Source organism: Micromonospora rubida, from assembly GCF_009908295.1.
GTDB classification, from domain to species: Bacteria; Actinomycetota; Actinomycetes; order Mycobacteriales; family Micromonosporaceae; genus Micromonospora; species Micromonospora rubida.
In genome coordinates, this window is record NZ_JAAALO010000003.1 from 428,329 (window position 1) to 454,637 (window position 26,309).

The 26,309-nt window shown below is 73.2% G+C and carries 24 protein-coding genes; 18 read left to right on the forward strand and 6 right to left on the reverse strand.

Annotated elements, in window-relative coordinates:
- The first annotated feature begins 20 nt into the window (after nucleotides 1-20).
- The 3 genes from GVV04_RS11545 (at nucleotide 21) to GVV04_RS11555 (ending at nucleotide 2,946) form a co-directional block, all read left to right on the forward strand.
- Complete coding sequence (locus GVV04_RS11545) at nucleotides 21-398, forward strand: YciI family protein (RefSeq protein WP_201753301.1); 378 nt, start codon at nucleotides 21-23, stop codon at nucleotides 396-398.
- Nucleotides 399-441: 43 nt separating this feature from the next.
- Nucleotides 442-1,680 carry an RNA polymerase sigma factor gene (locus tag GVV04_RS11550; RefSeq protein WP_328822317.1) on the forward strand — a complete coding sequence of 413 codons (1,239 nt, stop codon included), beginning with the start codon at nucleotides 442-444 and terminating at the stop codon, nucleotides 1,678-1,680.
- 138 nt (nucleotides 1,681-1,818) lie between these two features.
- On the forward strand, nucleotides 1,819-2,946 hold the full coding sequence (locus GVV04_RS11555) for an acyl-CoA dehydrogenase family protein (protein ID WP_407938795.1): 1,128 nt from the start codon (nucleotides 1,819-1,821) through the stop codon (nucleotides 2,944-2,946).
- A 446-nt stretch (nucleotides 2,947-3,392) separates the two neighbouring features.
- Here GVV04_RS11555 and GVV04_RS11560 read toward each other — a convergent pair whose 3' ends face one another.
- The gene (locus GVV04_RS11560) at nucleotides 3,393-3,731 is read right to left on the reverse strand and encodes a hypothetical protein (RefSeq protein WP_161687404.1); all 339 of its coding nucleotides are present in this window, start codon (nucleotides 3,729-3,731) and stop codon (nucleotides 3,393-3,395) included.
- A 217-nt stretch (nucleotides 3,732-3,948) separates the two neighbouring features.
- Here GVV04_RS11560 and GVV04_RS11565 point away from each other — a divergent pair, with 217 nt between their 5' ends.
- From GVV04_RS11565 to GVV04_RS11580, 4 genes are all read left to right on the forward strand, one after another.
- Nucleotides 3,949-4,767, forward strand: a complete 819-nt coding sequence (locus tag GVV04_RS11565; protein ID WP_201753302.1) for a helix-turn-helix domain-containing protein — start codon at nucleotides 3,949-3,951, stop codon at nucleotides 4,765-4,767.
- Nucleotides 4,767-4,967, forward strand: coding sequence for a DUF397 domain-containing protein (locus tag GVV04_RS11570; RefSeq protein ID WP_161687408.1), 201 nt, complete (start codon nucleotides 4,767-4,769; stop codon nucleotides 4,965-4,967). Before GVV04_RS11565 ends, GVV04_RS11570 begins: the two co-directional genes overlap by 1 nt.
- Nucleotides 4,968-5,212: 245 nt before the next feature.
- On the forward strand, nucleotides 5,213-5,593 hold the full coding sequence (locus GVV04_RS11575; protein ID WP_161687410.1) for a hypothetical protein: 381 nt from the start codon (nucleotides 5,213-5,215) through the stop codon (nucleotides 5,591-5,593).
- Nucleotides 5,593-9,213, forward strand: a complete 3,621-nt coding sequence (locus GVV04_RS11580) for an AAA domain-containing protein (RefSeq protein WP_161687412.1) — start codon at nucleotides 5,593-5,595, stop codon at nucleotides 9,211-9,213. The genes GVV04_RS11575 and GVV04_RS11580 overlap by 1 nt, the downstream gene beginning before the upstream one ends.
- 362 nt (nucleotides 9,214-9,575) lie before the next feature.
- On the opposite strand, the gene GVV04_RS34360 is transcribed toward GVV04_RS11580, so the two are convergent.
- Complete coding sequence (locus GVV04_RS34360; RefSeq protein ID WP_161687414.1) at nucleotides 9,576-9,908, reverse strand: hypothetical protein; 333 nt, start codon at nucleotides 9,906-9,908, stop codon at nucleotides 9,576-9,578.
- A gap of 69 nt (nucleotides 9,909-9,977) precedes the next feature.
- Here GVV04_RS34360 and GVV04_RS11590 point away from each other — a divergent pair, with 69 nt between their 5' ends.
- Nucleotides 9,978-10,445: a DUF3592 domain-containing protein gene (locus GVV04_RS11590; protein WP_161687416.1), complete on the forward strand. Its 468-nt coding sequence runs from the start codon at nucleotides 9,978-9,980 to the stop codon at nucleotides 10,443-10,445.
- A gap of 154 nt (nucleotides 10,446-10,599) precedes the next feature.
- Here the strand turns inward: GVV04_RS11590 and mgrA are convergent, their stop codons facing one another.
- The gene (gene mgrA / locus GVV04_RS11595) at nucleotides 10,600-11,589 is read right to left on the reverse strand and encodes an L-glyceraldehyde 3-phosphate reductase (protein ID WP_161687418.1); all 990 of its coding nucleotides are present in this window, start codon (nucleotides 11,587-11,589) and stop codon (nucleotides 10,600-10,602) included.
- Between the two features lie 272 nt (nucleotides 11,590-11,861).
- On the opposite strand from mgrA, the gene GVV04_RS11600 reads away from it, so the two are divergent.
- The 4 genes from GVV04_RS11600 to GVV04_RS11615 all read left to right on the forward strand — a co-directional run bounded on the left by GVV04_RS11600 (nucleotide 11,862) and on the right by GVV04_RS11615 (nucleotide 17,194).
- Nucleotides 11,862-12,830 (forward strand): aldo/keto reductase, encoded by a 969-nt coding sequence (locus GVV04_RS11600; protein ID WP_161687420.1) that lies wholly within the window; start codon nucleotides 11,862-11,864, stop codon nucleotides 12,828-12,830.
- A gap of 63 nt (nucleotides 12,831-12,893) precedes the next feature.
- Nucleotides 12,894-14,339 (forward strand): magnesium chelatase, encoded by a 1,446-nt coding sequence (locus tag GVV04_RS11605; protein ID WP_161687422.1) that lies wholly within the window; start codon nucleotides 12,894-12,896, stop codon nucleotides 14,337-14,339.
- 3 nt (nucleotides 14,340-14,342) lie between these two features.
- Nucleotides 14,343-16,295, forward strand: a complete 1,953-nt coding sequence (locus GVV04_RS11610) for a vWA domain-containing protein (protein ID WP_161687424.1) — start codon at nucleotides 14,343-14,345, stop codon at nucleotides 16,293-16,295.
- Between the two features lie 413 nt (nucleotides 16,296-16,708).
- Nucleotides 16,709-17,194, forward strand: coding sequence for a hypothetical protein (locus tag GVV04_RS11615; RefSeq protein ID WP_161687426.1), 486 nt, complete (start codon nucleotides 16,709-16,711; stop codon nucleotides 17,192-17,194).
- A gap of 73 nt (nucleotides 17,195-17,267) precedes the next feature.
- Here GVV04_RS11615 and GVV04_RS11620 read toward each other — a convergent pair whose 3' ends face one another.
- Nucleotides 17,268-17,552, reverse strand: a complete 285-nt coding sequence (locus tag GVV04_RS11620) for a DUF427 domain-containing protein (protein WP_161687428.1) — start codon at nucleotides 17,550-17,552, stop codon at nucleotides 17,268-17,270.
- Nucleotides 17,553-17,636: 84 nt separating this feature from the next.
- Here GVV04_RS11620 and GVV04_RS11625 point away from each other — a divergent pair, with 84 nt between their 5' ends.
- Nucleotides 17,637-19,034: an FAD-binding oxidoreductase gene (locus GVV04_RS11625; RefSeq protein ID WP_161687430.1), complete on the forward strand. Its 1,398-nt coding sequence runs from the start codon at nucleotides 17,637-17,639 to the stop codon at nucleotides 19,032-19,034.
- A complete protein-coding gene (locus GVV04_RS11630; RefSeq protein ID WP_161687432.1) occupies nucleotides 19,031-20,374 on the forward strand; it encodes a class I SAM-dependent methyltransferase in 1,344 nt (447 codons plus the stop codon). Before GVV04_RS11625 ends, GVV04_RS11630 begins: the two co-directional genes overlap by 4 nt.
- A 330-nt stretch (nucleotides 20,375-20,704) precedes the next feature.
- Here GVV04_RS11630 and GVV04_RS11635 read toward each other — a convergent pair whose 3' ends face one another.
- On the reverse strand, nucleotides 20,705-21,022 hold the full coding sequence (locus GVV04_RS11635) for a helix-turn-helix domain-containing protein (RefSeq protein WP_161687434.1): 318 nt from the start codon (nucleotides 21,020-21,022) through the stop codon (nucleotides 20,705-20,707).
- Nucleotides 21,019-21,204 carry a hypothetical protein gene (locus GVV04_RS11640; protein WP_235966200.1) on the reverse strand — a complete coding sequence of 62 codons (186 nt, stop codon included), beginning with the start codon at nucleotides 21,202-21,204 and terminating at the stop codon, nucleotides 21,019-21,021. The genes GVV04_RS11635 and GVV04_RS11640 overlap by 4 nt, the downstream gene beginning before the upstream one ends.
- 109 nt (nucleotides 21,205-21,313) lie before the next feature.
- Here GVV04_RS11640 and GVV04_RS11645 point away from each other — a divergent pair, with 109 nt between their 5' ends.
- The 4 genes from GVV04_RS11645 to GVV04_RS11660 all read left to right on the forward strand — a co-directional run bounded on the left by GVV04_RS11645 (nucleotide 21,314) and on the right by GVV04_RS11660 (nucleotide 25,973).
- The gene (locus tag GVV04_RS11645; RefSeq protein ID WP_161687436.1) at nucleotides 21,314-21,547 is read left to right on the forward strand and encodes a zinc-ribbon domain-containing protein; all 234 of its coding nucleotides are present in this window, start codon (nucleotides 21,314-21,316) and stop codon (nucleotides 21,545-21,547) included.
- 279 nt (nucleotides 21,548-21,826) lie between these two features.
- Entirely contained in the window at nucleotides 21,827-23,230 is a 1,404-nt protein-coding gene (locus GVV04_RS11650; protein WP_161687438.1) for an MFS transporter, read from the forward strand.
- A complete protein-coding gene (locus GVV04_RS11655) occupies nucleotides 23,227-24,354 on the forward strand; it encodes a hypothetical protein (protein WP_161687439.1) in 1,128 nt (375 codons plus the stop codon). Before GVV04_RS11650 ends, GVV04_RS11655 begins: the two co-directional genes overlap by 4 nt.
- Entirely contained in the window at nucleotides 24,351-25,973 is a 1,623-nt protein-coding gene (locus tag GVV04_RS11660; protein WP_235965962.1) for a hypothetical protein, read from the forward strand. The genes GVV04_RS11655 and GVV04_RS11660 overlap by 4 nt, the downstream gene beginning before the upstream one ends.
- Nucleotides 25,974-26,309 lie beyond the last annotated feature (336 nt).

The window sequence follows — 26,309 nt, forward strand, 5'->3', positions numbered from 1 at the left end:
CGAGGCCCGCGAACACGAGGATGACTGTGAAGTATCTGCTGCTCAGCTACACGCCGGCCGCCGCGTGGAACGCCGCGACCGCCGACACGCCCTCCGAGGAGGCGCTGGCCGCGTTCGCCGGGTACCAGCGGTTCGAACAGGAGCTGATCGAGACCGGTGAGTTTGTCAGCAGCGAGGGTCTCGGGCACCCGGCCGTCAGCACCACGGTCCGCAGGACGCCGGCCGGGCCGGTGGCGACCGATGGCCCGTTCGTCGAGCTCAAGGAGGTCCTGGCCAGTTTCGCGGTGATCGATGTGGCCAGCCAGGAGCGCGCCGTCGAGATCGTCTCGCGGATGGTGGAGGTGCTGGGCGAACCGATGGAGATCCGGCCGATCATGGGGGAGGACTTCGCCGCATGAACGGCCTCGGCGACGTCGCGGGCCGCCGAGCGGCCGGATTCGCGTGACGCATGCGGTCGAGCACCTGCTGCGCGCCGAGGCACCGCAGGTGCTCGGCGCGTTGGTGCGGCGCTTCGGCCATTTCGACATCGCCGAGGACGCGGTGCAGGAGGCGTTGCTCGTCGCGAGCCGGGCATGGCCGACCGACGGTGTGCCGGAGCACCCACGAAGCTGGCTGATCCGGATCGGGTACCGGCGGATGGTCGACCTGCTCCGCGCCGACCAGGCCAGACGCCGCCGCGAGCAGCACGCCGGCATGACCGAGCTGGCGATGCGGGATCCGGCCCGGCGGGCGCACCCGCCGCTGGAGACCGACGACAGTCTCACGCTCCTGCTGTTGTGCTGCCATCCCGCGCTGAGCGCAACCTCCCAGGTGGCGCTCACCCTGCGCGCGGTCGGCGGCCTGACGACCGCGGAGATCGCCCATGCCTACGGGACGGCCGAGAACACCATGGGCGCCCGGATCAGCCGCGCCAAGCAGCAGCTGGCCCGCGCTGGCGCCCGGTTCACCCCGCCGACCGACGCCGACCGGGACAGCCGGATGAACGCCGTCATGCAGGTGCTGTACCTGATCTTCAACGAGGGCTACACGGCCTCCACCGGCGACACGCTCGCCCGCGTCGACCTGACCCGCGAGGCGATCCGGCTGACCCGCATGCTCCACGACTCCCTGCCGGACGACGCCGAGGCGACCGGGCTGCTCGCGCTGATGCTGCTCACCGAGTCGCGGCGGGCCGCCCGTACGCGGGGCGACGAGCTGGTGCCGCTGGACGAGCAGGACCGGACACAGTGGGATGCCGAGCTGATCCGTGAGGGCACCGGGCTGATCGACGGCGTCTGGCGGCGGCGCGAGGTCGGCACGTACCAGTTGCAGGCGGCGATCGCGGCCGTGCACGCCGCGGCAGCGTCACCGGGCCGGACGGACTGGCCCCAGATCGCGGCGCTGTACCTCGGACTGGAACAACTCAGCCCGACCGCGCCGGTGCGGCTGAGCCGGGTGGTCGCGGTCGCCCACGCGTACGGGCCGGCCCGCGGGTTGGCGCTGCTCGACGACCTCAACCGGAGCCACCACCTCGACGAGGAACCGCTGACCCGGCAACGGGAACGCGCCGTCCGCGCCCACCTGCTGGAGCTGACCGGCGACCCGACCGGCGCGGCGGAACGGTACCGCGAGGCGGCCGCCCTGACGCGGAACCAGGTCGAACAGCGGTACCTGCTGGGCCGGGCCGGTCGCATCGAGTGACCGACTGCCCGCGCTGGACGCGCTCGCCGTCGCCGTCGCGCGTAGCGTGAACACGCAGCTCGAAGAAGCCCCGGGAGGAAACGAATCGTGACCCTGTCCACCCCCGCGCCCACGCTCGCGTACTTCGGCGTCGACGCGCTGATCGACGACGACACCCGGGCCCTCCAGGCCGCCGTGCGCGGCTTCGTCGACCGGCGGATCCGCCCGGAGATCGCCACCTGGTACGAGGACGGCAGCCTGCCCGTCCGGGACCTGGCCCTCGAACTCGGGCAGCTCGGCGTGCTCGGCATGCACCTGGAGGGCTACGGCTGCGCCGGCACCTCCGCCGTCGCGTACGGGCTGGCCTGCTTCGAGCTGGAGGCGGGCGACTCGGGGCTGCGCTCTCTGGTCTCGGTGCAGGGATCGCTCGCCATGTACGCCATCTGGCGGTTCGGCTCCGAGGAGCAGAAGCAGCAGTGGCTGCCCCGGATGGCGGCCGGCGAGGCGATCGGCTGCTTCGGCCTGACGGAACCGGACTTCGGCTCCGACCCGGCCGGCATGCGGACCAGGGCCCGCCGCGACGGGGACGACTGGGTGCTCGACGGCACCAAGATGTGGATCACCAACGGCTCGATCGCTGATGTCGCCGTGGTGTGGGCCCGCACCGACGAGGGCGTCCGAGGTTTCCTCGTCCCCGCCGGCACCCCTGGCTTCACCGCCCCGGAGATCACCCGCAAGCTCTCCCTGCGCGCCTCGGTGACCTCGGAACTCGTCCTCGACGACGTGCGGCTGCCCGCCGACGCGATGCTGCCGGAGGCCGCCGGCCTGTCCGGGCCGCTGTCGTGTCTCAACGAGGCCCGCTTCGGCATCGTCTTCGGGGCACTGGGCGCGGCCCACGACTGCCTGGAGACGACGATCGCGTACGCCCGCAGCCGCCTGATCTTCGACAAGCCGCTCGCCGCGTACCAGGCCACCCAGCTCAAGTTCGCCGACATGGGGCTGGAGCTGGGCAAGGGGATGCTGCTGGCGTTGCAGATCGGCGCGATGAAGGACGCGGGCACGCTCGACCACCGGCAGGTCAGCCTGGGCAAGCTCAACAGCGTGCGGGAGGCCATCGCCATCGCCCGCGAGTGCCGGTCCATCCTCGGCGCGGCCGGGATCACCCTCGACTACCCGGTCATCCGGCACTCGGCCAACCTCGAATCCGTGCTCACCTACGAGGGCACCTCCGAGGTGCATCAACTGATCATCGGCCAGGTGCTGACCGGCCACGCCGCCTTCAAGTGAGCGGGCCTGACCTGGCCGGTGGGGAGGCCTGGGCGTAGGACCCGTTCGCTGGTGTCCTCTATGGCCGAAACGACCGACACGACGGTGGAAGCCAGTCGCCCGAGAACATAGCGGTCGAGCGAGTTCTCCCTGGTGGGGAACTCCTCCGCCGGGCCACCGCGCGGCCCGAGCAGATCGTCCAGGGCCGTTGCAGCTCGTCGCGAATCATCGGCTCATCCGGTACGACGAGCACGCCCTGCGCCGGCTCAGGCCGGATTGGTTCCATCAGGTCAAGGAGGGACTGGCTGAGCTTGAGCTGGCTACCGCCGGGTGCGGGCCGGCTGCACTTCCGGATGGAACGGTCCCGGCAGCAGCTCGTGGTCGCCTATATCGGTGGCAAGCGGTTCTGACGGCCGGGGCTGGGTGCGTGCCGAAGCGCCCCCACGTGCAGGCGATGCCGGCACGGATCACCCGCCCAGCGACTGTTCGACGGGGACCAGGACGGTGCTGCCGGACCAGTCGATGACCTCGTTGGCAAAGGCCTTGTAGGGCTCGTCGTCCTCGTCCAGCGTGGAGTAGCTCGCGTGGTAGCGGCCGAAGTTGTATCCGCCGGCCGACAGGGTGGCCAGCGCCCACGGCAGTAGCTGGTCGCGCAGCTTCTGCGGTGCCAACCGGTCGATCGGCACCTGGATGACGCCGAGCAGGTCGTACCACTCGTCCGCCGTGCCGGCGTCGACAACCCGGCAGAGCGAGAACGCGTGCCGCACACGCGGCTCCTTGGCGATCCAGGTGACCTCGTTGAGCATGTCGCCTCCTGCTGCTTGGAAGGGCTCTCCAAAGCAGCATTGCCGACAGCTCCGCTTATATCAAGGGGGTAGCCGTCCGCGTGTCCGTCAACTATGGTCAGCAACATGGCACCGGCAACGATCGAATGGAGTTGAGATGGCATCGAGCCCCTCAAGGACACGTCGTAGGTCGACACCACCGCCCGCGTCGCCCACCGTGCAGGCGTGGGAGCTCGGGATGCGGCTGCGCGAGCGCCGCGAGGAGGTCGGGATGACTGCGGTCGCGGCGGGCCGCGCCAGCGGCATCACGCAGGCGTACATCTCGGGGGTGGAGGCTGGCCGGGTCAAGCTGCCGGCCGACCGGCTGGCCCAGCTCGTCAAGATCTACGAAATTGACCCCTCCGATGCCGCCGAGCTGGAGGAGTTGCGAGTCGGGGCCATGCAGCGGGCCTGGTGGCACCAGTACTCGCAGCTCTTCCCCGCCGACTTTCTCCGCTTCCTCGGCTACGAGGCGGGCGCCGAGCACGTCCGCAGCTACCACAACGAACTGTTGCACGGGCTGTTGCAGACCGAGGAGTACGCCCGCGCGGTCATCCGGGGCGGCAACACCTACGTCCGGCTGACGGAGATGGACCGGCGGGTCGCCGCACGGTTGGCGCGGCAGCGGCGGCTGGATGGTGACCACCCGCTGCGCCTGACCACCGTGATCGCCGAGGGCGCGCTGCGGCAGCAGGTGGGCGGCCCGGAGGTGATGCGCGCCCAGCTCGACCACCTCGACCGGCTGCTGACCGAGCGCCCCGGCCAAATCGAGATCCGGGTGATGCCGTTCGCCGCCGGGGCGCATCCCGCGCTCGGTGGCCCGTTCCAGATCCTGTCGTTCCCGTCGCCCCGGCTGCCCGAGCTGGTCTGGCAGGAGGTGCTCACCTCCAGCGACATCATCGACCAGTCCAGCCGGGTCGCGGACTACACGATGACCTTCGCCGAGGCGCGGGAACGGGCGTTAAGCTCGGCGGAATCGCTGGCGCTGATCCGGCGGATCGCCAAGGAGATGACGTGATGGCCCCTCGCCCCACCCCCGATCGTGGCTGGTTCAAGTCCTCCCGCAGCTCCGACAACGCGGCCTGCGTCGAGGTGCGGTTCGTCGGCGGCGCGGTGGGCGTCCGCGACACCAAGGACCGCAGCGGCCCGGCGCTCGCCTTCGACGGCCGCTCCTGGGTCGGTTTCATCGCGGGGCTCAAGGCCGAGTCGGCCAGTTAGCGGCCCGGCCTCCTGGGCCCGGAACCGCCATCCCCCCGGCGCGGGCGGCCACGACCGATCAGGCCGCCGAACAGGGGCGGGACCAACCCACCGGAGTGCGCCATTCCCCGCCCGAGACGGCCAGGGTCGATGTTTGAGCCGACCGGTCAGTCGCGTGTGGACGGGTCGATCGGAAAGCCGACAGACATAACCGCACGCATCGGCGTCTCCGTAGCCTCGTCAGCACCGCACGCCGAGGAGGTTGGGTGTCTCACGTCCGCATCCGGATCGACTTCACGCCGCTCGCCGACGACGACGAGTTCGTCCTCGGCGAGCTGACCGACGAGCTGGCGGACGACCTTCGCGATGTCGGCGAGGTGGATCGCATCGAGCGGCCCACCACCGACCCGGCTGCCAAGGGCGTCGGCGAGCTGGCGCTCGGCGTGGTGACCGTGCTGGCGGGCGTCGACCCCGGCTACGTGCAGGCCCTGGTCGACGTGGTCCTGGCCTTCCTGCAACGTCACACCGGCCGCCGGGTGCACCTGCGGGTCGGTGACATCGAGCTGACCATCGACCGGCCCACCCACGCCCAGACCGACGAACTGATCAGGACGGTGCGGGCCGCGATCGAACGGTCCCGCCGCTGATGGGTCGGCACGCCCTGCTGCTCGGCACGGCCGCCTGCCACGTCGACCGCGAGCTTGCGCCCCTTCCTTCGGTACGACAGGACGTGGCGCAGCTCAAGGCCCTGCTGGACGGGGCCGGCGAGTTCGACACCGTACGCGCCGAACTGGACCTGCCGGCCGCGCACCTGCGTCAGGTCGTCGAGGAGTTCTACGGCGCGCGGCGCAACGGCGACCTGGCGCTGCTCTACTACTCCGGCCACGGCGTGCTGCACGGCGACGGGCAGTCGCTGTTCCTGGCCGCGACCGACACGGTCTGCGGGCAGTTGCACGCGACCGCGTTCGACACCGACGGCACCCTGCGTCATCTGCTCAACCACACCAGGGCCAGCCAGAAGGTGGTCCTCCTCGACTGCTGCTTCTCCGGCGCGTTCACCGCCCGGCACCGCTTCCGGGGCGGGGTGCGCGAGGAGCCACGCCGCCTCAAGCGTGAGCGCGGCACCTTCACGCTCACCTCCAGCACCCACCTGAAGGCGTCGAAGGCGCAGGGGCCGGACCAGCCTTCGATCTTCACCGAGGTGCTCCTCAACGGCCTGCGGGGCGCGGCCGAGGGGACGGCGGACGACGGCTGGATCACCACCAACGACCTCTCCCGGTACGCCCTGACCGAGATGGCCCGGCGTCGTCAGCACAGCCCGGTCGAGTCGAGTGAGGGAGTCACCGAGCCGATCCGGCTCGTGACCGTGCCCGGCTCCGCTGCCGCCGCGAAACAGGTCGCCGCCGCCACGGCGAGCCCGGCGGACGAGGCACCGTTCGACGCCGACCAGTGGCGCCGCCTGGTGACCTACTACGTCAACTGCATGCAGCGGTCCACCGTGTTGCAGTCCTTCATCGACCCCCGGGCGACCGGCACGTACGTCGCGGCTCCGCCCGGGTCCGAGGCCGTCCTCACCTCGGACGCGCCCGTCCGGCTGGGCGGCGCGGCCGCCAAACTCGCCGCGCGGGCCCGGGCCGACGGCAGGGAGGTGCAGTACGGCTATCCGGTCGTCGCCGTTCGGCCCGGCCAGGGCAGACCTCCACGGCTCGCCCCACTCCTGGTCTGCGACGCCACCGTCGGCGCGGATGACGTCCTGCACGCCTCCTTTCCGCCCCGTCCCAGCTCGGCCCTCATGGACCTGTTCCAGCTCTCCGAGGTGGAAGCCGACGAGCTGCGGCAACGCGTCGAGCAGGTCTTCGTGCCGGGTGACCCCGCTGCCCTGGTCGCCACCGTCGACGTGCTCAGGAAGACGTTCGGGCTGACCCTGGTGGCCGAGCTCGACCCGGCGATGCTCGTCGGCACCATCCGGCCGGGACCGTTGAGCGGGGTGCAGAACGCGGCCATCCTCTACACCGTCGACGCCACCGAGTCGCCGCAGCGGCAGCTCGTCGACGACCTGCGAGGCATGGTCAAGAATCCGAAGCTCATCGAGCGGACCGCCCTGGGCGCGCTGGCGCTCCGCCCCGACGAGGTGGCTCCCACGCCGGCCGTGACGGTGGCGATGAGCGCCACGAACGAGGCGCAGGAAGAGATCATCCAGGCGGCGATGTCGCAGCCCTTGACCGTTGCCCAGGGGCCCCCGGGCACCGGCAAGAGTCAACTGGTCACCGCCCTGTTGGCCACCGCCACCGCCGCCGGCCAGAGCGTGCTGATCGGTTCCACCAGCAATCAGGCCGTCGACTCGGTGCTCGGCCGGGTCACCGACCTGATCGGCCCGGGCCTGCTGCTGCGTACCGGCAACAAGGAGCACCGGCTACAGGAACCGAAGCACCTCGCCGACATCCTCGCGGCCTATCCGCAGGCAGCGCCGCACGCCATGCCGGACGACCGCACCCCGCTGCACGAGCTGCGACTGCTGGCCGAAGAGGCCGCCGGCCTCCGTGGGACGCTCGACGAGCTACGTCTGCTCGAACGCGACCTCGCCGAGTTGGCCGTCGAGCGTGACGCCGACCCGAGCGCCGGGGCGGCCACCCTGCCGGACGACGACAGGGCTCTGGCGCAGCTCGTCCACCTGACCGATCGAGCGCTCGCCAGCAGGTGGCTCGGGTGGTGGTACCGGTGGCGGCTGCGGGCGTACCGGGTCGTCGACCGGGACGCCGTCGAGGCGCTCGCCGAGCGGGCCGTGATCGAGCTGCGCTGGCGCGAGCGGCGGCAGCGTCTCGCCGAGCTGCCCGACGCCGAGGCTCCCTGGCGCAAACTCGTCAGCCTGGTCGGCACCGACAGGCCCGCCCGCAGCATCGAGCTACTGCGGGCGCAGATCGCCCGACGGGTGGCTGCGGGAGCGCGCCTGTTGCAGGACCGGGCCGACGAGATGGCCAAGCCGCAGTCGGACAGCTGGGCCTACTTCCCCGAGCTGCTGCGGGCGCTACCGGGCTGGGCGGTGACCGCGCTCTCCGCCCGGCGGCTACGCAGAAGCCCCGCGCTGTACGACCTGGTGGTGATCGACGAGGCGGCGCAGTGCAGCATTCCCGCGATCCTGCCCATGCTCTACCGCGCCAAGCGGGCACTGATCATCGGCGATCCGCGTCAGCTCGCGCCCGTCGTCGACCTGCCCGAGACTGACGACGTCACCGAGCGAGCCCGGGCCGATGTGAGCACCGGCTGGCTGACCACCCGTCGGCTCACCTACACGGGCCACTCCGCGTACGACGCGTTCGCCGCCGCGGCGGGCGCGACGCACCTCCTCGACGAGCACTACCGGTGTCACCCGGACATCGTCGAGGTGCCGAACCGGGAGGTCTACCAGGGGCGGCTCACTGTGCTGACCGACCCGGCCCGGCTGGCCGCCCCGGCCGAGCCGGCGGTGCGCTGGCGCGACGTCCCCGGAAAGTTCAGCCCCGGGGCGACCGGTTCCGGGCGTAACCAGGTGGAGATCGATCAGGTCGTCACCGAGGTGGCGCACCTGCGGACGGCGTACCCCGATGCCTCGATCGGGGTGGTCACGCCGCTCGCCGCGCACCAGCGCCGCCTGGCCGCGGCCCTGCGCGACGCCGGCCTCACCGACAACCTGCTCTGCGCGACCATCCACAAGTTCCAGGGCAGCGAACGAGACATTATGGTCGTCTCGCCCGTCGGGGCGCACGGCATCCCGGACCGCACCCGGGGCTGGCTCGTGCACCAGACCAACCTGTGGAACGTCGCCATCACCCGGGCCCGGTCCCAGCTCGTCGTGGTCGGCGACCGTTCGTGGTGGTCGGGGCAACGTGGACTGCTGACCGCCCTGGCTCTCGGCCAAGGTGTCGCCGACGCTGCGCCGGCTGCCACGACGGGGCCAGTCGATCGGTTGCACCGTGCCCTTCGGGGTGCCGGCCTCGCCGTGCGGCGTGATGTTGCCATGGCAGGACGGACCGTCGACCTTGTGGTGCGGCACGCCGACATCGAGTTGGCGGTCGTCGTCGATGATCCGGCGGGCGACCCTGACGGTCGAGGGCTGCGTAAGGTGCTGGCGCTTATCGACATCACCGGTGGCCATGCCCCCGTCCGTCGAATACCGGCGTGGCGTTGTCTGGCCGAGCCAGCGGACGTGGCGGCAGAGTTGGTCGACGACCTGCGCCGGCCACAGCAGGAGCGGACGGCGCGGCGGGAGGGCGGTAGCGGCGCGGCGTGACGCGTGGCCTTGCTGCGAGCACGAGACCTGTCGGAGCTGCGCCCATCCGAAACGGGCTCAGCCCTGGTCGTCCGGGATTGCGCGGCGGGGGCAACCGAAGATCGCGTACGCGGCCAGGACCGCCGCGACCAGCGTGCCCCCGTGCTCGCCCCCGCGAGCACGCCCGGCTGGGCGGCGGAGACCGGCGTCTGCGGGGTCGCGCTCGCCGTCGGCCGCGACCGGTATCGCAGGCTCGACGGCTGGCAGTGACGCCACCGGCCCGCGCAGCGGCCGATCGGTCCAGGTGTGAGCGCCGTGGCGGCCTCGGAGATCGAGGCCGCCACGGCGTCCGCCCGTGAGCAGGGAATGCCCACCGGGCCGGCTCATCCCGTCCAGCGGATGCCCTCGGCGATCCGGAGCAGCACGTCCGTCGGCGGTGCCGTGGGCGTGGCCGGAAGAATCCGCTCGGACCCGTTCAACGACACGGACAACCGGCCGCCGTGGAAGCCGTCGATGATCACCGTCCTGCCCCGGTTCAACAGGTACGTCGGCAGGCCCTGGACATTTTGGTCCACGCGCTCGCCCAGTTCCTCCCCCGTCGGCTCCGATCCTGCCGGCTCCCAGCGGATCGAGTACCCGACGCCGTAGTCGATCGTGGGCTGGTCGGTGGGGATCCCGTCCTCGGTCAGCCCCTGGGCCGGCTTCCGGTCGAGCACCCGGCCGGTGCCCTCCCGACAGGAGAGGCCGGACGCGGTTCCGCAGAGCTCACGTGCTTTGGAGGACCGGTGTCGGTCTCGGTAAGGCCACTCGGCGGAATACGGGTCATCGTCGCGGCTCTCTTCGGAACCGTGCTGATCTGCGGTGCCGTCCTGCTCGATGCTCGCCTGGACGCCACCGTCGAGCAGCGGGTCAGCGAGGGGACAGCGGTGACCGGCCGGGTCGTGCAGGTGGAACGGTTCCGAATCAGCCGTTCGTCCTCGGTGACCCGGATGACCGTGGCGTATGCCGTCGACGGTGTGGCGTACCAGGAGCGGTTCTCCAGCGAGCTCGACGAGGGTCGGCACCACGCCGGGGAGGAGCTCACGGTGTACGTCGACCGCAACGATCCGTCCAAGGCGGCCACGGCTGACCGGTACGCGACGGAGGACCTGCTGCTCCAGTTGCCCGACCTGCTCGGGGTCGCCGGGGGCCTGGCGATCGTGGCGGCGCTCGTCTGGATCAAGACGGGTGGCCGTCCCCCCGGTACCAGGTGACCGGCTGCCGCCCCTGCCTCTCGTCGCGGGGCGGGGCGGCAGTCCTACCGGGGTCGGCCCGCGACCGCGCGTCAGTGACACTGCCTGCCCACGTGATCCCACGGTCGTGACGACTACCAGCTCACCACTGCTCCAGGTCCCGCCATGCTTCCAGTCAGGCGAGGTGGCCGTCGATCTCGGTCAGCTCCTCGGCGGTGAAGTCCAGGTTGTCCAGTGCGGCGACGTTCGCCTCCAACTGCCCCACGCTGCTCGCCCCGATGATCAGGCTGGTCATCCGCGGATCGCGCAGCGCCCAGGCGAGCGCGAGCTGGGCCAGGGACTGCCCGCGCCGCTCGGCGATCGCGCCGAGCGCCCGTACCGTGGCCATCTTCTTCTCGTCCAGGTCGCTCTCATTGAGGAAGCGGCTGGTGCGCACCCGGGAGTCGGCGGGGATGCCGCCCAGGTAGCGGTCGGTGAGCAGGCCCTGGGCGAGCGGGCTGTACGCGATGCAGCCCGCCCCGACCCGCTCCAGCGTGTCCAGCAGCCCGTCGTCCTCCGTCCAGCGGTTGAGCATCGAGTACGACGGCTGGTTGATCAGCAGCGGCGTGCCCAGCTCGCGCAGGATGGCGGCGGCCCGCTCGGTGCGCTCCGCGTCGTAGTTGGAGATGCCGACGTAGAGCGCCTTGCCAGAGCGGACGACGGCGTCGAGCGCGCCCATCGTCTCCTCCAGCGGGGTGTCCGGGTCGAACCGGTGCGAGTAGAAGACGTCGACGTAGTCCAGGCCGAGGCGGCGCAGCGACTGGTCCAGCGACGAAATCAGGTACTTCCGGGAGCCCCACTGGCCGTACGGGCCGGGCCACATCAGGTACCCGGCCTTGGTGGAGACGATCAGCTCGTCCCGGTATGGCTTCAGGTCGGTGGCGAGCATCCGGCCGAAGGCCTCCTCGGCGGCGCCCGGCGGCGGGCCGTAGCTGTTGGCCAGGTCGAAGTGGGTGACGCCGAGGTCGAAGGCACGTCGGACGATGTCCCGCTGCCGCTCGAACGGCCGGTCCGGGCCGAAGTTGTGCCACAGCCCGAGCGAGACGGCGGGCAGCCGCAGCCCGCTGCGCCCGGCCCGGCGGTAGGTCATGGTCTCGTAGCGCCCGTCGGCGGCAAGGTGGGTCACGGCATCGACCCTATCGCCGCCCCCCGGTGGCCGGGGGGCTCGCGCCCGCGCGGTGGCGGTGCCGGCGCGAACCTCCCGGGCCGTCGGGACAGGTCAGGCCGGGGCGCAGGTGGGCGTGGGAGTCGGGGCGGACCCGCTGCCGATCAGCCCGAGGGCGGCGGTGCCACCGGGGGCTCACCGGCCGTTCCAGTTGACGTTGCGGGCGTGAGCTGGTGGTGGTTGCCGCCGGAATGTGCTGATAAGGTGCCCTACCTTTCGCGTAGTTTCGGGGGATGCGCTTCGTGCAGCTGGACACCCCCAAGCCCTTCTCCAAGATCGGCCTCGGCACCTGGCAGTTCGGCTCGAAGGAGTGGGGCTACGGGCCCGACTACGAGCGCCGGGCGGCGGACATCGTCCGGCGGGCGCTCGACCTCGGGGTCACCCTCTTCGACACCGCCGAGGTGTACGGCTTCGGCCGCAGCGAACGGATCCTCGGCGCGGCCCTCGGCGACGACCGGGGCAGGGTCGTGGTGGCCAGCAAGGTCTTCCCGCTGCTGCCGGTCGCCCCGGTGGTGCAGCAGCGGGCGGTCGCCTCGGCGGCCCGGCTCGGCGTTCAGCGCATCGACCTGTACCAGGTGCACCAGGCCAATCCGGTGGTCCCGGACACCACCACCATGCGGGGCATGCGGGCGTTGCAGGACGTCGGGCTGGTCGCCGAGGTCGGGGTGAGCAACTACAACCAGCGCCGCTGGCGGTTCGCCGAGGCCGCGCTGGGCCGCCGGGTCCTCAGCAACCAGGTCCGCTACAGCATGGTCGACCGTGGGCCCGAGAAGGACCTCCTGCCGTACGCGGAGCAGACCGGCCGGATCGTCATCGCGTACAGCCCGCTCGCCCAGGGCTTCCTGTCCGGCCGGTACGACGCGAAGAGCCCGCCGAGCGGGGCGGTGCGCCGGGCCAACCCGTACTTCCTGCCGGAGAACCTGGAGCGCGGCACCGCGCTGATCGGTGCGCTGCGCGAGGTGGCCGACGCGCACGACGCCACGCCCAGCCAGATCGCCCTGGCCCACCTGCTGCGCCACCCCAACGTGGTGGCCATCCCCGGCGCGTCGAGCGTGGAACAGGTCGAGCGCAACGCCGCCGCCGCCGAGATCGACCTGGCCGACGACGAGTACGCGGCGCTGGCAGCCGCCGCCCGCGCCTTCCGCCCGGTCACCGGCCTCGCGGCGGTGCCGAAGCTGATCCGCGCCCGAGCGGGACGGTGAGGGCCCAGGCCCGTCCGGGCGACGGGGCGGGGCGGGGGGCCGCGCCGCGCTAGCGTTGGTCGGGTGACTGAGCCCAACCAGGTTCTCCCGGTCCCGCCCGCCACCCTGCCCGCCACCTTGGGCGAGCTGCGGGCCGCCGGGCACCGACACCGCACGGTCAAGCAGGAACTCCGCCACAACCTCCTGGCCCGGATGCGCACCGGCGAGGACCGCTTCCCCGGCATCGTCGGGTACGACGACACGGTGCTGCCCCAGGTCGAGCGGGCGCTGCTCGCCGGCCACGACATGGTGCTGCTCGGCGAGCGCGGCCAGGGCAAGACCCGGCTGATCCGCTCGCTGGCGGCGCTGCTCGACGAGTGGACCCCCGTCATCGCCGGCTCGGTGCTCAACGAGCACCCGATGCGCCCCCTCACCCCCGCGTCCCTCGCCCTGGCCGAGTCCGCCGGCGACGACCTGCCGGTCGCCTGGCTGCACCGTTCGAAGCGCTACGGCGAGAAGCTCGCCACCCCGGACACCAGTGTCGGCGACCTGATCGGCGACGTGGACCCGATCCGGGTCGCCCAGGGACGCACCCTCGGCGACCCGGAGACGATCCACTTCGGGCTGGTGCCCCGCACCAACCGGGGCATCTTCGCCATCAACGAGCTGCCCGACCTGGCCGAACGGATCCAGGTGGCACTGCTCAACGTGTTGGAGGAGCGGGACATCCAGATCCGGGGCTACCAGCTACGGCTGCCGCTGGACCTGTTCCTGGTGGCCAGCGCCAACCCGGAGGACTACACCAACCGGGGCCGGATCATCACCCCGCTCCGGGACCGGTTCGGCGCGGAGGTCCACACCCACTACCCGCTGGAGCTGGAACTGGAGCTGGCGCTGATCCGGCAGGAGGCCGACCCGGTCGGCGAGGTGCCGGAGCACGTGCTGGAGGTGCTCGCCCGGTTCGCCCGCGCGGTGCGCGAGTCGCCGTCGGTCGACCAGCGCTCCGGTGTCTCCGCCCGGTTCGCCATCGCCGCCGCCGAGACGGTCGCCGCCGCCGCGCTGCGCCGCTCCGGCCTGCTCGCCGCCGGCTCCGATCAGGCGTCCGAGGCGCCGGTCGCCCGGATCGGTGACGCCGTGTCGGTGACCTCGACGCTGCGCGGCAAGGTCGAGTTCGAGAGCGGCGAGGAGGGGCGGGAGATCGAGCTCCTGGAACATCTGCTGTGCACCGCCACGGACGACACGTTCCGGGCCCGGCTGGCCGGGTTGGACCTGTCCGGCTTCACCGCGCTGGTGGACGACGGCCGGGTGGTCGAGACCGGCGAGCTGGTCTCCTCGGCCGAGCTGCTGCGCCAGGTCGGCACCGTGCCGGGGCTGGCCAAGGCGCTCGACCGGCTCGGGTTGGGCGACGCGCCGACCCCGGAGCAGGCGGCGGCGGGCATCGAGTTCGTCCTGGAAGGGCTGCACCTGGCCCGCCGGCTCGGCAAGGACGTCACGGACAGCGGGCGCACCGTCTACGGCAGCAAGGGCTGAGCCGTGGCCGGCAACCGGTTCCGGTACGGGCAGTGGCGCGGCGGGCCGGACCCGCTCGCCCCGCCGTACGACGTGCGGGCGGCGGTGGACGCGGTCGGCGCGGAGATGCTGGCCGGCGGCAGCCTGCGGAAGGCGCTGCGCGACCTGCTGCGGCGCGGCCCCCAGGGCCGGGGCGGCCTGGACGACCTGGTCGCCCGGGCCCGGCGGCTGCGCCGGGAGACGCTGCGCCGGGGCGACCTGGACGGCGCGGTGACCCGGGCCCGGGCGCTGCTCGACCAGGCCCTCGCCGCCGAGCGGGACGAGCTGCGCGGGCGCACCGACGAGGCGGCCCGGTTCGCCGAGGCGGTGCTGGACAACCTGCCCCGGTCCACGGCCCGCGCCGTGCAGGGGCTCTCCGGGTACTCCTGGGCCAGCGCCGAGGCCCGGCAGGCGTACCAGCGAATCCTCGACGGGCTGCGCGGCGACGTGCTGGAACAGCGCTTCGCCGGGCTGCGGGACGCGGCGCGGGCCGCCGCCGACCCGGCCGCCCGGCGGCAGCTCGCCGAGATGATGCGCGACCTGAACGACCTGCTTGCCCAGCATGCCCGGTCGGAGGACACCACCGACGCGTTCGCCGAGTTCATGCGCCGGCACGGCGAGTTCTTCCCGGAGCGGCCGAGGGACGTCGACGAGCTGGTCGACGTGCTGGCCCGGCGCGCGGCGGCGGGGGAGCGGCTGATGCGGTCCCTGTCGGACCGGCAGCGCGAGGAGCTGGCCGGGCTGATGCGCCAGTCCCTCGGCGACCGGCTGGCCGGCGAGCTGTCGGCGCTGGACGCGAACCTGCGGGCGCTGCGCCCCGACCTGAACTGGAACCGGGGCGAGCGGGTCCGCGGCGCGCAGTCGCTCGGGTACGGCGAGGCCGCCGACGCGCTCGGTGAGATCGCCGAGCTGGACGAGCTGCTGGACGCCCTCGACCAGGACCAGCCCGGGGCCACCCTGGACGACGTGGACGTCGACGCGGTGTCCCGGACGCTGGGCCGTGACGCCGCCGACGACGTGCGCCGGCTGCGGGAGCTGGAACGGGAGCTGCGCCGGCAGGGCTGGGTGACCCGGGACTCCGATGGGCTGACGCTCAGCCCGAAGGCGCTGCGCCGGCTCGCCGGCACCGCCCTGCGCCGGGTCTTCGCGGACCTGACCGCCGGGCCGCGCGGCCAGCACGACCTGCGCTCGGCCGGGGCCGCAGGCGAGGTGAGCGGGGCGTCCCGGCCATGGGAGTACGGCGACGAGCAGCCGCTCGACGTGGTGCGCACCCTGACCCGGGCGGTCGGTCGGGCCGGCCCGACCGTGCCCGTGCAGCTCGCGCCCGAGGACTTCGAGGTGATGGAGACCGAGCGCCGGGCGTCGGCGGCGGTGGCGCTCTGCGTGGACCTGTCGTACTCGATGATCTCGCAGGGGCGGTGGGGGCCGATGAAGCAGACGGCGCTGGCGCTGTCCCACCTGGTGGCGACCCGGTTCCCGCAGGACGCCTTGCAGATCGTCGGCTTCGGCCGGGAGGCGGCGCCGCTCACCCAGGCGGAGCTGGCGGCGGTGGAGCCGGACCTCCAGCAGGGCACGAACCTCCAGCACGCGCTGCAACTGGCCGGCCGGCACCTGCGCCGCCATCCGGGCGCGGAGCCGGTGATCCTGGTGGTCACCGACGGCGAGCCGACCGCCCACCTCGACCCCGACGGCGGCGAGGCGTACTTCCACTGGCCGCCGCTCTCGGAAACGATCGAGGCGACGATCCGGGAGGTGGACCGGCTGACCCGGGCCGGCGCCACACTCAACCTGTTCATGCTCGGCGACGACGAGGGCCTGCGCCGCTTCGTCGACGCGGTGGCCCGCCGCTCCCGGGGCCGGATGTTCACCCCGGACCTCGACGACCTCGGCGAGTACGTGGTCAGTGACTACCTCCGCGCCCGCCGGGGCCGCCGCTGACGGCAGGGCCGAACCTGCTCGCGGCGTGCCCTCTGCTCGCGGCGTGCCCTCTTGCCCTCTGCTCGCGGCGTGCCCTGCGCCGGGCTGGTCCGCTCCGACCGGCCAACCCCTCCGTCGCTCCCTATGGAGCTGCCCCGTTTGTGCTACCAGCCGACCACGGGACGGTTCGTGCTGCCGCCAGGCCGGGGTTCGTGCTGCCGCCGGCCCGGTAGCGCAGACGGGGCAGCTCCATAGGGAGCGCGCAGCGGCACCCGGGCGCTCGCAAACTCGGCCGTGGTGCCCGGGCCGACGGCGTGGGGCGACCACCGGCTCCCGGCCGTCAGGTCGGCTCCCGGGCCGGCCTCGTCCCCTTCCGGGTGAACCGGGCGCTCCCACCAGGGGGAGGAGGTCGGGAAGCCGGGTTGACTGGGGGCGTGGAGACCGGGCGGTTGCGGCGGGCGTACGACGAGGTGCTCGCCGAGGTGGACGCGGGCGGGTTCGAGCCGCCGGGCGGCGGGGAGCTGAGCGCCGAGCAGATCGTGGCGCACCTGGCCGCTAACGACGAGCTGATGAGCGAGGCCACCGAGGCAGTGCTGGCCGGGTCACCGTTCGCGTACTACGACCTGGAGACCATGCACCGGCCGCAGCTCGACGCGCTGGTCGCCGAGTGGGGCGGGCTGGCCGGGCTGGCCATCATGCTGCGGGGCACCAGCCAGAAGCTCTGCGTACTGGTGGACCGGCTGGGTCCGGCGGCGGCGCAGACGCTCGTCGAGACCCGCCTGCACGAGGACGTCGACCTGCGGGTCGACGAGGCGTTGCCCTGGGGTCGCAGCCTCGACCTGCACACCCGGGTCCACCTGCCCAAACACCTCGCCCAGCTCCGCGCCCTACGCCCGGAGCTGCACGCCCACCGCCGCTGACGCCCGCGACGCCAGCCAGCAAGCGCCCGCCCGCGCCGGGGCGGGGAAGCCCGTCCCCAAGCGGGCGTGGGGCCTAGTCGGTGACCGTGACGTCCTTCCAGAAGGCCACCCGGTCGCGCACCATCTCGGCATCCGGCTTTGGCTCCGGGTAGTACCAGACCGCGTCGGTGCTGGTCCGCCCGTCGTGCGCCAGCGTGTAGTACGAGGCGGTGCCCTTCCAGGGGCAGAAGGTGTGCGTCGACGACTCCCGGACCAGGTCGTCGCGCAGGGCGGTGCGCGGGAAGTAGTGGTTGCCCTCGACCACCACCGTGTCGTCGCTCTCGGCGATCACCAGGTCGTTCCAGATGGCTCTCGGCATGCTGCCCACGGTATGCCGTGTGACGTGGGAACGGCCACCGTGGACGTCCCACGGGATCGGCCCTGTCGCGCGTACAGTGATCTCATGTGTGCTGTCCGTGTGGATCATGGGGTTGACCACGACGGAGCGGTGGATCTGCTGCGGCGGTCGTACGCCGCGGTCCCCGCCGGTGAGACCGTGCGACTGGCCAAACGCACCTCGAACCTGTTCCGCCCGAGGTCGGCGTCGAGCGCCCCCGGGCTGGACGTCAGCGGCCTCGGCGGGGTGATCGGGGTCGACCCCGAGGCGCGCACCGCCGACGTGCAGGGCATGTGCACCTACGAGCGGCTGGTCGACGCCACCCTGGCGCACGGGCTGATGCCGCTGGTGGTGCCGCAACTGCGCACCATCACCCTGGGCGGCGCGGTGACCGGCCTCGGCATCGAGTCCACCTCGTTCCGGCACGGCCTGCCGCACGAGTCCGTCCTGGAGATGGACGTGCTCACCGGGGCGGGCGAGATCGTCGCCGCCCGCCCCGACGGGGAGCACGCCGACCTCTTCGCCGCCTTCCCCAACTCGCTGGGCAGCCTCGGCTACGCCACCCGGCTGCGCATCGAGCTCGCGCCCGTGCGCCGGTACGTGGCCCTGCGCAACGTCCGGTTCACCGACCTGGCCGCGCTGACCGACGCCATCGGCGAGATCACCGCCACCCGGTCCTGGGCCGGGGAGCCGGTGGACGCGATGGACGGGGTGGTGTTCAGCCCCGGCGAGGCGTACCTGGTGCTGGCGACCTTCACCGACGACGCGCCGCAGGTCAGCGACTACACCGGCCAGGGCATCTACTACCGCTCGCTGCGCCGGCTCACCCGCGACTGGCTGAGCACCCACGACTACCTCTGGCGCTGGGACACCGACTGGTTCTGGTGCTCGGCGGCGTTCGGGGTGCAGCACCCGGTCGTCCGGCGGGTCTGGCCGGCCCGGTGGCGGCGCAGCGACGTCTACCACCGTCTCGTCCGGCTGGAGCACCGGCACCAGGTCGCCGCGCGCATCGACCGGCTGCGCGGCCAGCCCGCCCGCGAGCGGGTGGTGCAGGACGTGGAGATTCCGCTGGAGGGCCTGGCCGACTTCCTGCGCTGGTTCTCCCGCGAGGTGCGGATGTCCCCGGTCTGGCTCTGCCCGCTGCGGCTGCGTGAGCCGGCCGGTCCCGGATCGGCCCGGCCCTGGCCGCTGTACCCCCTACGCCCCGGGCAGAACTACGTCAACATCGGCTTCTGGGGGACCGTGCCGATCGCCGAGGGTGCCGCCGACGGCGACGTCAACCGGCTGATCGAGCGCGCGGTGTCCGACGCGGGCGGCCACAAGTCGCTCTACTCGGACGCGTACTACGACCGTCAGGCCTTCGACCGTCTCTACGGCGGCGAGACCTGGCGTGCGGTGAAGGACCGTTACGACCCGGACCACCGGCTCACCGGACTTTACGAGAAGGCGGTAGCACGAAGATGAGCCTGACCGATCGAGAACAGGGGGCGGCGAGCGTCCCGTCCACCCCGCCGGCCGGCGGCCGGCGGCCGGCCCCGACCGTGGCCGACGTGGTCCGCGCCGTCACGGCCGGACCCCTGCCGGTGCGGATCACCGGGTACGACGGCAGCGCCGTCGGCCCGTCCGACGCCGGGATCACCCTGGACATCCGCTCCGAGCGGGGCCTGTCGTACCTGCTCACCGCGCCCGGCGACCTGGGCATGGCCCGGGCGTACGTCAGCGGCGACCTGGCCCTGGGCGGGGTCCACGCGGGCGACCCGTACGAGGCGCTGCGGGTGCTCAAGGACGAGCTGAGGCTCCGCCCGCCGGCGCTGGCCGACGGGCTGGCCCTGGTGCGCGGGCTGGGCTGGGAGCGGCTGATGCCGCCGCCGCCCCCGCCGCAGGAGGCCGCGCCGCGCTGGAAGCGGGTGATGAACGGGCTGCGCCACTCCCGGTCCCGGGACAGCACCGCCATCTCGCACCACTACGACGTCTCGAACGCCTTCTACGAGAAGGTGCTCGGCCCCTCGATGACGTACACCTGCGCGGTGTTCCGCGCCCCCGACGACACGCTGGAGCAGGCCCAGGCCGCCAAGTACGACCTGGTCGCCGGGAAACTCGCGCTCAAGCCGGGGATGCGGCTGCTCGACGTGGGCTGCGGCTGGGGCGGCATGGTGCGGCACGCGGCCCGCGAGTACGGCGTCAAGGCGCTCGGGGTGACCCTGTCGAGGGCGCAGGCGCAGTGGGCGCAGGCGGCGATCGAACGGGAGGGGCTGACCGATCTCGCCGAGGTGCGTCACCTGGACTACCGGGACGCGCCGCGCGAGCAGTTCGACGTGGTCTCCTCGATCGGCCTGACCGAGCACATCGGGGTGCGCAACTACCCGGTCTACTTCGGCGCCCTACGGGACCGGCTGCGCCCCGGCGGCCGGCTGCTCAACCACTGCATCACCCGGGCCGACAACCGGGCCCCGCACCGCTCCGGCGCGTTCATCGACCGGTACGTGTTCCCCGACGGCGAGTTGCCCGGCCCGGGCCGGCTGATCGGCGAGCTCCACGACGCCGGGCTGGAGGTGCACCACGAGGAGAACCTGCGCCAGCACTACGCGCTGACCCTGGCGGGGTGGTGCCGCAACCTGGTGGCGAGCTGGGACGAGTGCGTGGCCGAGGTCGGCGAGGGCACCGCCCGGGTGTGGGGCCTGTACATGGCCGGCTCCCGGCTGGCGTTCGAGCGCAACGGCATCCAGTTGCACCAGGTGCTGGCCACCCGCAACGGCCCGGACGGGGTCAACGGCTACCCGCTGCGCCCGGACTGGACCGCCTGACCCACCACAGGACGAAAGGGGCGGCCGTCCTCGGCCGCCCCTTTCGTCGAACCGATTGACAGACAAAGTCCGACGGGAAGACGAAGCTCACCTTCGCGCAGAGCGGCTTCGGCGAGCAAAACCCGCCGTACGCGGCGTGGAGCGGCACGTACGGCGGGTTCTGCGAGCTGGCCCACTACCACCAGATGCCGGACTGGCAGCCCATCTGGCTCCCGGAGGAGCCGGCGACCGCCGACGCAGCCCGCTGAGCAGAGGTGCCCGTCCGCCACGCCGACCAGTCGTGGCGGACGGGGGCCGTCTCGCCCCGAACCTCTGGAGTTGTGGGCGGCCTCAGGCGATCGCAGCGATGTCGCCGTCCTCGAAGTAGATCGCCTGGTGCAGGCGCCCGCCGATTGCAGCCGCGTACCGGGCCACCACCTCCTGCCCGGAGATCTTGCCCTGCTCGATCTGGGAAATGCGGCCCTTGGTCACCCCCATCCGGTCGGCAACCTGCTGTTGAGTGAACCCACGGGCCCGTCGGACCTCGGCCAGACGGTGGCCGACGGTCTCGGCCAGGAGTTCCTGCTTGCCGGCCTCGACCGCTTCCTCTCCACCGGCCCGCTCCACGTACCCGGCCCTGATGTCCTTCCAGCGGACATGGTTGCTCACTGTTCTCCCCCTTCCTGCTGCGTGCGTTCCTTCTGGTAGATCTCGTAGCGCTGCTCCGCGAGCGGGATGGCCTGCTGATACCAGGCGTTCCACTGTCCGGCCTTGTCACCCGCGACGAGCAGAATGCCGGGTCGAGATCGTCGATCCAGGCCCGCACCTCGTCGACGACGAAGATGTCCCACTCCTCCGGCTCCATTCGGCGAGTATAGCTAACGGTAAACTGGCTCGGCGCTGTCGAGGGGTATGGCAAATCGGGGTGCAGAAGGCTGGGCGAGTGGGTAATGCGGGGCGATGTTCTTCATATTCGGGCTCCGGACCAAGGTCGACCGGTCGGGCGTGGTGCAGCAGGTGTGCCGCAACTGCGGCAACCACGCCGCCCAGGTGATCACCCGCCGGTCCACCAGGTTCACCCTGTTCTTCGTCCCGCTGATCCCGATCCGTACCCAGTACGCGAAGCAGTGCACCTTCTGCGGCGCCCAGTACGACATCGCCAAGGCCGAGGCCGAGCGCCTCCCGGTCGGCTGATCCCTCGTGGCCCGCTTCCTCTGCTGGCTGATCGGCCGCCAGCCGGCCGGCGTCCCGGCAGCGCCGGTGCACACCGTCTCCCGCCCGCCCTGCACCCCCGGTCGCCGCCCGCGTCGCCGTACCCGTCGCCCGTTGGCCGGCACCGCCCTGCCCCGCTCGCCCTGGAACCGCTCCGCCGGCCGCTGACCATTCCCACTCCGCCGGCCGCTGAGCCCCCTGAGGCCGCCGGCCCGACCATCGGCACCTACGCTGGGGAGGCCGCGAGGAACGGGGAGAATCGTGCGCAACCGCCCTACCGTCGTACTCATCGCCGTTCTGCTGTCCACAGTGTCGCTGCCCATCTCGCTGACCGGCGCCTCGGTCGCGTTGCCGGACATCGGCCGCGACCTCGACGCCGGGCTGGCCGGGGTGCAGTGGGTGGTGAACGGCTACAGCGCCACCTTCGCCAGCTTCATGCTGGCCACCGGCGCGCTCGCCGACCTGTTCGGCCGCCGCCTGGTCTACGCCGTCGGCCTGGGGATCTTCGCGGTGGCCGGGCTGGCCGGTGCGGTCGCTGGGAACATCGTGCTGCTCGACGTCGCCCGAGTGCTCGCCGGGATCGGCGCGGCCGCCGCCGCCACCAGCGCCGCCGCCCTGCTCGCGGACGCGTTCCAGGGACCGGCCCGGGCCCGCGCGTTCAGTCTCTTCGGCACGACCATCGGCGTCGGCCTCGCGTTCGGCCCGTCGATCGCCGGGCTGCTGATCGGGGCGTTCGGCTGGCGGGCTGTCTTCGTGGCCCCGGCGCTGGTCGCCTGCGCGGTCCTCGCCCTGGTCCCGTGGCTGCCGGAGTCCCGCCCGGCGCGGGTCGGCGGGGTGGACTGGCCGGGCACTGTGTCGTTCACCAGCGCGCTGCTGCTGCTCATCTTCGGCTTCGTGCAGGGCCCCGAGTTCGGCTGGTCCGCCCCGGTGATCGTGGCGGCCTTCGTCGCGGCGGCGGCCCTGCTGGCGGTCTTCGTCCGGGTGGAGCGCCGCCGAGCCGAGCCGATGTTCGACCTGGCCCTGCTGGCGAGCCCCCGGTTCCTCGGCGTCTGCCTGGCGGCGGCCACCACCGTCGCGGTGCTGGTGCCGCTGCTGGTCTACCTGCCGTCGTACCTGACCACGGTGGTCGGCATGAGCCCCGGCGCGGCCGGGGGAACGCTCATCCTGCTCACCGCCCCCACCCTGGTGCTGCCGCTGCTCAGCGGCGCGCTGACCCGGCTGGTGCCGGCCCCGGCGGTGATCGTCGCGTCCGTGGTGGTGGTCGCGATCGGGGCGGCCTGGGCCACCGTGCTCGCCCCGGACAGCGGCGCCGTGGCCCTCGCGGGACCGCTGCTGACCATCGGGGTGGGGATCGGCCTGTCGATCGGGCTGCTCGACGCGATCGCGATCGGCAGCGTCGCGCCGGGCCGGGCGGCCACCGGCGCCGGGATGATCAACACCGCCCGCTTGTCCAGCGAGACGATCGCCATCGCGGTGGTCGGCGCGGTGCTGGCCAGCACCACCGCCGGCCGGCTCGCCGACCCGGGCTTCACCTCCGGGCTGCGTACCGTGCTCTGGGTGATGGCCGGGGCGGCGCTGGTCGCCGCCGCCACGGTCGCCGCGCTGGTGCGGCGCGGCGCGGCCCGCGCCGAACCGGCGGAGAGGGCCTATCGTGGCGTGTCGTGACGAGCACCGCGCAGCGACTGGCCGAGATCCGGGGCGACGTACCACCTCGGCGGCACAACGCCCGGACGATCGCCGCCCTGACCGGTAACCCCGGCTGCGCCCGCCGGGCCGTGCTGGACAGCGCCGGGGTGGACAAGCCGAAGCTGGCCGAGCGGGTCGGCTTCCCGGCCCGGTTCGGCCAGTCCCGGTTCGCCATCACCCGGGGCAACACGTTCGAGGCGCAGGTCAAGGCCGACGGCGGGGCCGAGCTGCTCCGGCTGGTCGCCGAGCGGCTCGGCGTCGACCCGGGCGGCCCGGCGACCTGGACCGACCTCGGCGCCGACGACCGGCCCGGCCAATCCGGCCAATCCGGCCAGCCCGACCGGTCCGCGCGGTCCCGGGCCGCGCTGGCCGCAGCCGCGCCGACCGGCGCGGGGGAGCAGGCCGCCCTGTTCGACCATCCGCTGCTCGGCCTGGACGTCGCCGGCCAGCGGGTGCACCTGGAACCGGACCTGGTCGCCGCCCGGCTCGCCGGCCGGTTCCACGTCGTCGAGGTCAAGTCGTTCCCGGTGATCGACGGGCAGGCCGACCCGGGCAAGGTGGCCGCCGCCGCGATCCAGTCCGCCGTCTACGTGCTGGCCCTGCGCGAGCTGCTCGCCGCCGAGGGGCACGACCCCGAACTGGTCTCCTCGGACGTGCTGCTGGTCTGCCCGCGCGACTTCGCCAACCAGCCGGTGGCCAGCCTCGTCGACGTGCGCAAGCAGCTGCTGGTGCTGCGCCGGCAGCTCGACCGGATGGCCCGGATCGACGACCTGCTGGCCGGCGTGCCGGCGGGCTTCACCGCCGACCCCGCGGCCGACCCCGCCGACCTGCGCCGGTCCCTGCTGTCGGTGCCGGCCCGCTACGCGCCCGACTGCCTGGCGGCCTGCGAGCTGGCGTACTTCTGCCGGCACGCCACCCGCGCCGAGACGGCCACGCTGGGCCGGCCGGTCCGCGAGGCGCTCGGCGGTGTGGCGACCGTGGCGGAGGCGCTCGCGCTGGCCGGCGGGGAACACTCCGGCCAGCCGGAGCAGGCGGAGGCCGCCGCGCTGCTGCGGGCCGCGGCCCGGCTGCGCGCCGACGCCCTGGCCGGGCGGCCCGCATGAGTACGCTGCGCGCGCTCGCGAAGGCCCAGGCGCTCGCCGCCGGGGTGGCCCAGCCGGTGGCTACCGTCCGGCACCTGCACCTGTCGCCCCGGCCGCTGGTGCTGGTGCCGCTGGCCATGGCCGGCGAGGCCAACGCCCCCCTCGCGGCGCTGGTCGGCACCGCCCCGGGCGACGCCCGGCTGCTGATCGTGCCGCAGCCCCGCAACCGGGACCAGCGCTTCGCGTTCGCCGCCGAACTGGCCGGGATCGTGCTGCCCTACCTGGACTCCTTCCGGGGGGTGTCCGAGGCCGTCGCGGTGGACCGGGGCCGGGACGTCCGGTATCGGTACGTCGACGCGCCGCAGCTGCTGCTGCCGAACCCGGGCGGGCTCGCGTTCCTTCGGCTGTTCGGCCGCTCCACCCGGTTCCGCCGGCCCGACGGCGAGTACCCGGTGCACCCGTCGGTGCCGCTGCTCGGGCGCTGGCTGACCTTCTTCGCCGAGCGGGCCGAGCACCCCGGGTCGTCGGCCCTGCTGGCGATGACCGAGGCGCTGACCCTGCACTGGGCCACCGGACAGAGCGCGGTGGAGGACCTGCACCTGCCTGCGGTGCTCGGCTGGCTCGACCCGCCGCCGGGGCTGGACGGCGCGCGGGCGGCGGCCCGAGCCGAGGACCCGGCGGTCTGCCCGCCCGCCGGCCCGGCCACCGACCCGGAGTTCGACAACAAGGTGCTCGCCCCGGCCATCGCCGCGTACACCGACGCGGCCGACGACGAGACGGCCCGCCGGTCGGCGTACGCGGAGCTGGAGCTGGCCCTGCGCGGGCAGCTCGCGCCCACCTGGGAGCTGATGTGGCGCGGCGTGGGGCTGCTCGCCGCCCTGCCGCCCGGCGCGCGGGTCGAGGGGCGCTGGGCCGGCGACCGGGACGCCTTCACCTCCCACGCCGAGCACGTCGACGCCGGTGGCGGGCCGCAGCCGCGTCGGGACGGTGCGGTGGCGGCGGCCGTGCGCCTGCACCGGCTGGAGCGGGCCGGCACCTCGTACGCGGTCCAGCGCGCCTACGACGACCCGCTGGTGATGGCCGAGCACCGGCTGACCGGGGAGGCGTTCGTCGCGGACGTGACGCTGGCCGACCCGAGGCGGGTGGACGACACCGGCAAACGGCCGGTGCTGCGGCCCCGGATCCAGGTGGTCACCACCGAGCCGGTGGCGGTGCCGGTGGGCGCGACGCTGTACTCGACGGCCAGGCCGGGGCAGAAGGCGAAGGTGGTCTTCCTGACCCCGGCCGCCGACGGCAAGACCGAGGTGGTGCTGGAACTCTCCGGCGGGATGGGCCGGGGGCTGACCGCCCCGCCGGGCACCGTGCCGGAGGTGGGGGAGCGGCTCAGCCTCACCACCCTGTCGGACGCGTTCCTGCCGGCGGGGGCGTTCCCCGACCCGGCGGAGACCCCGTGGACCCACGGCGGCCCCCCGGCCGCGGCCACCTTCGACCAGGCCCTCGGCCCCGCTGACCCGCCCGGTGCCGGTGCCGGTGCCGGTGCTGGCGCTGGGGTTGGTGCCGGTGTTGGCGTCGGTGCTGGTGTCGCCTCCACTCCGGTGGTCGGCCCGTCCGACGGCGACCCGGCCGAGGACTGGGCCTGACCGCTCGCCGGCGCGGCTCGGCGGGTGCACTCCTCTGCCCCTTTGGAGCTGCCCGCATGAACGGGGCACGGGGTGAGTGCGCCCGGGCCACCTCCCCGGGCCACCCCCTGGCCACCCCGGGCCACCCCTGGCTGTTCCTGGCGGGCCCTTGGCTGCCCCGTCTGTGGGGGCAGCTCCAAAGGGGCCGGCGGATACCACGTCGCGCCGACGTGGAGCCAGCTTCCTCCGCGCCGGCCCCACGAGCCATGGCAGCCCTCGCCGCAGGCGGCCGGACGCCCCTGGCGGCCCGCCCGTAGGCTGGCTACGCTTTCGTCGTTCGCCGTCAACGACCGGTCC

Coding starts and splice junctions, on each gene's coding strand:
- GVV04_RS11545 (WP_201753301.1), top strand. CDS start 21: ATGACTGTGAAGTATCTGCTGCTCAGCTACACGCCGGCCGCCGCGTGG.
- GVV04_RS11560 (WP_161687404.1), bottom strand. CDS start 3,731: ATGCTCAACGAGGTCACCTGGATCGCCAAGGAGCCGCGTGTGCGGCAC.
- GVV04_RS11565 (WP_201753302.1), top strand. CDS start 3,949: ATGCGGCTGCGCGAGCGCCGCGAGGAGGTCGGGATGACTGCGGTCGCG.
- GVV04_RS11570 (WP_161687408.1), top strand. CDS start 4,767: ATGGCCCCTCGCCCCACCCCCGATCGTGGCTGGTTCAAGTCCTCCCGC.
- GVV04_RS11580 (WP_161687412.1), top strand. CDS start 5,593: ATGGGTCGGCACGCCCTGCTGCTCGGCACGGCCGCCTGCCACGTCGAC.
- GVV04_RS11600 (WP_161687420.1), top strand. CDS start 11,862: ATGCGCTTCGTGCAGCTGGACACCCCCAAGCCCTTCTCCAAGATCGGC.
- GVV04_RS11620 (WP_161687428.1), bottom strand. CDS start 17,552: ATGCCGAGAGCCATCTGGAACGACCTGGTGATCGCCGAGAGCGACGAC.
- GVV04_RS11625 (WP_161687430.1), top strand. CDS start 17,637: ATGTGTGCTGTCCGTGTGGATCATGGGGTTGACCACGACGGAGCGGTG.
- GVV04_RS11630 (WP_161687432.1), top strand. CDS start 19,031: ATGAGCCTGACCGATCGAGAACAGGGGGCGGCGAGCGTCCCGTCCACC.
- GVV04_RS11645 (WP_161687436.1), top strand. CDS start 21,314: ATGTTCTTCATATTCGGGCTCCGGACCAAGGTCGACCGGTCGGGCGTG.
- GVV04_RS11660 (WP_235965962.1), top strand. CDS start 24,351: ATGAGTACGCTGCGCGCGCTCGCGAAGGCCCAGGCGCTCGCCGCCGGG.